This is a genomic window from Novipirellula sp. (genome assembly GCF_041583735.1).
Taxonomy (GTDB): Bacteria; Planctomycetota; Planctomycetia; order Pirellulales; family Pirellulaceae; genus Novipirellula.
In genome coordinates this window covers 1-6669 of record NZ_JBFHFD010000474.1, presented here as the reverse complement: position 1 = coordinate 6669, position 6669 = coordinate 1, and the positions used below count along the sequence as shown (strand labels likewise).

General features: G+C 56.0%; 5 protein-coding genes and 1 pseudogene. 2 read left to right on the top strand and 4 right to left on the bottom strand.

Annotated elements, in window-relative coordinates; genetic code table 11:
* The 3 genes and pseudogenes from ABX962_RS26125 to ABX962_RS26115 all read right to left on the bottom strand — a co-directional run.
* Positions 1-294, bottom strand: a pseudogene (locus ABX962_RS26125) (hypothetical protein); the annotation flags it as partial.
* A 314-nt stretch (positions 295-608) separates the two neighbouring features.
* The gene (locus ABX962_RS26120; RefSeq protein ID WP_372723756.1) at positions 609-2390 is read right to left on the bottom strand and encodes a hypothetical protein; all 1782 of its coding nucleotides are present in this window, start codon (positions 2388-2390) and stop codon (positions 609-611) included.
* Between the two features lie 91 nt (positions 2391-2481).
* On the bottom strand, positions 2482-4119 hold the full coding sequence (locus tag ABX962_RS26115; RefSeq protein ID WP_372723754.1) for a hypothetical protein: 1638 nt from the start codon (positions 4117-4119) through the stop codon (positions 2482-2484).
* A gap of 379 nt (positions 4120-4498) precedes the next feature.
* Here ABX962_RS26115 and ABX962_RS26110 point away from each other — a divergent pair, with 379 nt between their 5' ends.
* Entirely contained in the window at positions 4499-5068 is a 570-nt protein-coding gene (locus ABX962_RS26110; RefSeq protein ID WP_372723752.1) for an alpha-ketoglutarate-dependent dioxygenase AlkB, read from the top strand.
* Positions 5069-5091: 23 nt separating this feature from the next.
* On the top strand, positions 5092-5499 hold the full coding sequence (locus ABX962_RS26105) for a hotdog domain-containing protein (protein WP_339944351.1): 408 nt from the start codon (positions 5092-5094) through the stop codon (positions 5497-5499).
* An 85-nt stretch (positions 5500-5584) separates the two neighbouring features.
* Here the strand turns inward: ABX962_RS26105 and ABX962_RS26100 are convergent.
* A partial coding sequence (locus tag ABX962_RS26100) for a hypothetical protein (protein ID WP_372723750.1) occupies positions 5585-6669 on the bottom strand: 1085 nt, incomplete at its 5' end.

Genomic DNA, 6669 nt, shown 5'->3' with positions numbered 1-6669 from the left:
CAGATCACCACAGACGATCACGAATCGAGGGCGAAGCCGGTTAATATGTTCGACCGCTTGTTGAACCAGAGCTACTTCCTGCTCGAACCCCTTGTTTCCAGTGAACATGCCGTACTGAGTGTCGGCAAGTTGCATGAAGAAAAAGGGGCGTTGCCACGTCTGTTCTCGCTGGGGGTCGAAAGCCTTGAACGTTCGATTGGCCGCCTGCTTGAAACGCGTGTTTACCTCACTTGCGGGCTCGTCCGCAACGGTGACGCTAGCCATTATCGCCATCGTTGCGACAGAAATCAGCATGGATGTTAAGTAGGTTTTCAATCGCATTATGTTCGTCAATTCCAATGAGCGGGAGGTTCGATTGTGGTTGGACGCAGCGTACGCAATGGCACTTCATGGCCGCGGATCGTCTCGTCGCTGGCAACCCACTATAACTACTGCGTTCCATGGCAAGTGAGATGGTGATTTGTCTCAGTTTTTTTCGTTTACAGCGAGCGGGCAGCGTTCGCCGATTTACGAAAGCCAGCCATGTTGCGGTAAATTGAAGGACGTCAGAAATGTGCTAAGTCCCTTCGCCACTCTTTCGACGCGTGTCCGCGAGTAGCCTTGACGGTCTACTTTGATATCGCGGTGCCAACGCCACTGTTTCCGTAGCCGTTTCCGCAATAGAACATTCGCAAACGGGCTCCCTCACGAATGACGGTTGGATATTCCACCATTTGTTTCTCCCAACCGTCACCAGTGGGGCTCAGCTGCAGATTGTCGTCGGATTTGGCACCGCGACGCCAGTGAATTCCATCCTCGGATTCGGCGTAACAAATCGAATAGAATCCCCATCGCGTGCCGATTGCGGAATACCACATGCGAAACATTCCATCGGGTTGCTGATGCACGACGGGACCGGCAACCGCGATGTCTTCGTAGTCTCGCTCGGGGTCACGCAGCAGCACCGAACCAAGTTTTTTCCAGTGGATGGCATCGTCGGAGACCGCCAGGCAGATCGTCTTTTGCTGGTTGAGTGCATGGGGTTTTCCCGTCGTCGGACAACCGGTGTAGTAGAACCGCCACTGAGTCGATCCATCCTTTTGACGCACCTGCAATACCGATCCTCCGGCGATCCCGATCGCATCAGGATCACCGTGTTCGCCGCTGGGGGTAAGGACAGCTTGATCGCCGGAACGAGACCACGTCATGCCATCCGGACTGGTCGCCATTCCGATCCCAGGAAACGCACTCAATCCTGTGCCTTTCCCTGCGTTGCCGGTGTAGTAGAGATGCCAATGGTCGTCACGGATTTGCACGGCATGCGGCAGCACACACCAATTCGCATCAAACGATCCTTCGGCGCCGGTCCCGAACAGGGGGCCAGTCCGATCCCACTGAGTGAGGTCATTGATCGCGGCAGTGGCGACTCCGATATGGTGTTTTTTGTCGTCGTCACCTCCGGCATAAAACAATCGATACGTTTCGTCCGCACGCACCACCCACGGATTCATCACTCGAGTGGAATCGAATTCGCCTTTTCGCGGAGCAAGCACGGGATTGTTTTCATCTCGAATCCACTGGACTGGTTGTTTCAGTGTCGCGTATTCTTCGCGGTGCGATAACCGCATTGTGACCACTTCATGGCGGCTGCGGACGATTCCGAACAAGGTGCCGATATCGCTGCGGTCCCAGGCGATTCCTTGGCCTGCGATCGGCGCGGGAACCGTCGCGACGTGGTTCAGTTCGCCGTCGGTCTCGGGCACGGTCAAAACATACAACTCGGCGTGGTCATGACCGGTCACAAACAGGCGTCCGTTGGGGCCAAATGCGCCCCCTGAATTGCTGTTGGGCAAAAATCGCTCGATGACGGATTCCGGAAATGTCCACGTTCCGGTCTTTTGCCACTCGTCGTCGTAGCGAGCCAGATAGGTGCGGCGGACGTTTGCCTCGCCATAAAATGCGAATGCAATCCACCACGATCCGCGATGCCGTTGGATCCAGTTGATGGCTCCTTCGGTTTCGTCAAACTCTTTTCGCTCGCGATGCTCGAGTGTTTCGGCAGAAAAAATTTCGATCGAATTTTTGAGCGGCGATTTAGGCCAATTCGAATTGGCGCAATACAGCCGCCCGTCGACCACGATACCGCTATTGAGATGGATAACGGGCGAGCCGTCGGGAGCGGTCCATTTCGCCAGCGGACGTGAGGTGCCTTTCTCGTAACGGCCAATCGTGCGATTGGAGATCGCGTAAAACGACGACGCATCAACGGCAACCGCTTGATGTGCCTCGGGCACCGAGACTCGATGAAGTTGGCGAAACGTCATCTCCGACGCGGTACCGAGGGGCGATGCTATAAACAAAACGGTGACTAAGATCACCACCGCGGAGGATTGCAAACGTCGGAGATTCATAGGAGTGCGTTTCGTGAGGGTGAGGTCGATCTGAGATAGCGAGGACGCCCACGCAAGTTTACCCAAGCCGGCGTTAGGATTCTGGCTCTTTTTATTTGCCAAGGGAGGGATTCAAAGCGGCCTTTTTGTGTTCAAGTTCCATCAAAACCTTGGCGGGAAAGACGACGCTGTTAAGCCAGAAGTTCATCTTCGGATAGGGAGTGAAGAAGGTGGGGTAGTCGCCGTCGTGAACTTGTTGCACCGCGGGGAAGGTGTTGGCCAGCGATTCTGCCTTTAGTCGATACATCGTATCGCCGGTCGATTCGTAGGCTTGCCAGTAAGTTTCGATCATCACGGCGGCCGACCGCCCCACCGGATTCCAGAATACGTACTGTTCCTGGACCGAGGGCGTGATCCAATTTGCAGAGGAAAATCCAGGATTTTTGCGTTCACGCGGAAGAGGCTTTTCCCAGATCACAAACTGGTCTTCGGCAAAACGGATCAACTCTTCGGCGAGTTCCTGATTTTCCTTGTTTCGCAGCAGATACATTGCCAATTCACAGGCTTGCTCGCGACTTTGATTGATGTACGGAGCACGCGGGACGATGTCTTCAAACTGGCCCTGCCAATTAAAACTCTTGACCGGGTTTTCCATGATGTAATGTAACGCCCGTTGTTTGGCTTCCTCGAGTCCTTCGACTTGATAGTCGCGTTGGAGACGATCGATATAGTTGACCACGGCGGTTGGAATTGAAATCAGTTCGCTGACCGATTCTCCGTCCTTGAACTGAACCAACAGCGGCCACGTCCCCTGTTCGTTTTGAGTCGTCCGGTAAGTCTCGGCGATCTGAGTGGCAGCGAGCAAGTATTTGTCATCACCGGTCAGTTCGTAGACCTCAAGGAATGCATTGCCTGCATCGACTCCCATCGTTGTCAGGTGATTGGCCAGCCGCATGTGCTTTTTCTTGACCTTCTTGATGTGAGGCCCGTGATAAGTGGGGACGTGATGCTGCCACTTACTGCCCGCTGGGAAACGAATCTGCAGCATGTAGTCGGCAATCACGCGTGCGAGTTCCGTGGAACGTCGTGCCTCTTCGCTGCCTGCGGTCAAGCGAGCTTGGGTAACCGCACCGATCAGCAGGGCGCCGTGTATCTTTGACGGATACTGGTACAAGATGTAATCGGGATCCGGTTCACGATGGTGGAGCCAGTAGTTGACGAAATCCTTATGGAGCAGTTTTCGTAATGCCAGCGACGCACTCTCTTCAAGCGGTAGCACAGGAGGCTCGTGATAGGGACCATTAAATGGAGCCGCACGATAGGCTGACCGCTTTCCTGCGATCCCCAGCGTCGTGCCGTCCTTTGCAATTCCCGTCACGGTCAATGTGAACTCCCCAACGGGAACCTGAGTCCAAATGGGGCCAAGATCGGCAAACGGCTCTACCGCATCAAAGTGGAACGAAGTCCCCGCCGCTTCGGACGTGAGCTCGAAACGGTAGTGGGCAGCGTTGGGTACGCGTTTGAAATCAAAGGCTGGGGCGTAGATAAATCGCTTCGCATGCTCGTTCCAAAACGGAACTTGACCGGGGATCCCTTTGCGCACTGGGGTAGCGGACGCTTCCCAGGCGACGCGGCCGGCGGCCGTTAACGTGGACGGATGCGTTTGCCCATTGGATCCTGGTGAGAAAGTTACCAGCAGGACAAGCGAAAACAGGAAGCGAAGAGGGACTAGCGAATGGATGGCAAACACTTTATCGATTGCGGTGGGGTGGGGTGGCGAGCCGGTAAGGTTGAAGGGGAGCCGTCAGCTTATCAAGCTCGAAGAGAGGCGTCCAATTCTGAGCGATGGTTAACCGGCACCGTGTTTTCACAGGCTGCCCTGCTAGGGTGGTGTGAAGCATTTAGAGACGGCAATTTGCGGCATTTGCGTTTTGTAGCGACGCTTGCTAGAGCGTGGATGGTTGCCGGCCAATACGAATCACCACCTTCTGTCGAAGGTAGCTACGAGAAAATTCAGCACAGCGTTACCTGCGGAGGTTTTGTGATACAACGATTGCTGCACGGAACAACGATTGCTGGCCTGTGGCCGCCTGCGCTGACCGTAAACTAAGTTGGTCTTGAGGATTGCAATGGAAACGATCGAATTAGCCGACGGCGGGACGCTGATGTACGAGCACGCCTTTATTCCGCCAAGCGTGGCGGATCGCTACTTTGTCGCCTTGCGAGATGAATGTGTTTGGGAGCAAAAGCCCGCACTTTTCGGACACATGCAGCCTCGTTTGACCGCCTCTTACGGCGAAGCCGGAATCGTGTATCGTTACTCAGGTCTGGATAATGTGGCGCTGCCGTGGACCGACACGATGCTCGCGATCAAACAGCAGCTCGAAGCGGTTCAGGGCAAGTACAATTATTGTCTGCTGAATCGTTATCGCGACGGCGCTGACAGCATGGGGTGGCATGCCGATGACGAGCCTGAGGTGGGCGACGTGATCGGTTCGATCTCGTTCGGGGCGACGCGAACGTTTCGGATCCGGCACAATCAGAGCAAAGAAACGATGTCCTTTCCCGCCGGGCATGGCACGTTGATCATCATGGCCGGCGCGATGCAGCAGTTTTGGAAACACCATATTCCCAAAACTGCGGTGAAAGTCGGCGAGCGAATCAACATGACGTTCCGTCACATCAAAACGAATCACTGACCGAAACGAAAAAGGAACCTCGAGTGGCAAACCCTCCCTCGGACGAACGATACCTAGCGCTCAAAGCGGTCATGATGCCTCGTGACACCAACCCGCACGGCACCATCTTTGGGGGCGTGATTCTCAGCTACATCGATCAAGCGGGTGCAGTCGGCGCCTACCACGAAATTCGCCAATGGGGGACCGATCGAAAACCGATGGTGACGGTCGGGATGAAAAGCGTCGAGTTTCATCGCCCGGTGTTCGTTGGCGATGTGCTCAGCTTTTGGACTCACTTGGTCCGCGAAGGCAAAACATCGATCACGATCCATGTCGAAGTGCAAGCCGAACGCGAAGGCCAGCTCGAGAAATTGACCGAGGCCGAGGTTACTTACGTGGCAATCGAATCGGCGGGCGAGCAGCGACGACCGGTGCGGATTCGAGATAAGTAGTCCGTTGAACCTAAATGGAAACAAAAAAAGCGAAGGCGGATTCGATCGAACCCGCCTTCGCCTGTCATTTTGCTACTCGAGATGCTTAACCGCCAATCACGCCGTTAAGCACATCCTGAACCGCGTTTCCGCCGCCGGTCGCTCCTTGCGTGGCGTTATTGATGCCCTGCTGGATCGCAGGTGCAGCCGATTCGGTAGCATTGCGAAGGGCTCGTCCTGGGTTCGCATTGCCGCCACGATTGGGCAGGAGATTGCCGGGCGCGTTGCCCGGAATATTGCCCGGCACATTGCCCCGTAGGTTGCCAGGTAGATTGCCCGGCACGTTATTGGGCGTGTTACCCCGTAGGTTGCCAGGCACGTTGTTTGGCACGTTGCCCGGTACGTTATCGGGGCGATTGCCACGCGAGTTATCTAGGCGTGGTCGTTCCGGAATCGCGCGGTCGGTACTGCGACGAATTTGCGAAGGCCAATTCTCAGGCCGTTCGGGACGCAGGGCCTCGAGTCGTTCGGTTTGACGAGTTGCCTGGTCCGCTTGACGACGGAGTTCATCGCGAACACGATCACCTGCGCCGGTACGATCGGTGGCGCGATCCATCCGCTCACGAATCGAGTTGGCAGTGTCGCGAGCTTCGCGGTTGGCGGCATCGCGACCCTGTTCGATGCGGTCACGCGTGCGTTCACTCATCTCACCAGCTCCTTCAGCTCGGTCACGGGCCCCTTCGACTCGGTCGCGAACGCCTTCGGCAGTGTTCCGTGCCTGCTCAGCAGCATCACGAGTCTGTCCAGCAGCATCACGGGCCTGTTCGGAAGCGTTGCGGGCTCGATCTTGTGCAGTGTTCGCTGCATTGTTTGCCGCCTCGCGAGCGCGATCCATGGCTGTGTTGCCTTGTTGGTTCCGCTCTGCGTCATTTTGCTGTGACGAGGTGTCGGAGTTACCACCGCCGAGCAAGTCATTTGCGGCGTTACTGAGGTCCGAGGCGGCCGAGGACTCGTCGCGATCGCGGCCTGGCAGTCGCAAGCTTCCACGGGCATCCGCATTCGCTTGGGCATTGGCGTTGCTATTGTTGCCGTCGACGTTTGCGTCGGTATTGACCGAAGCATCCGCATTGGCAGAGGAGCCTTCGAGATTCAGACGGTCACGGCTGAGTTCTCGTAGCGGATCAAGCGACT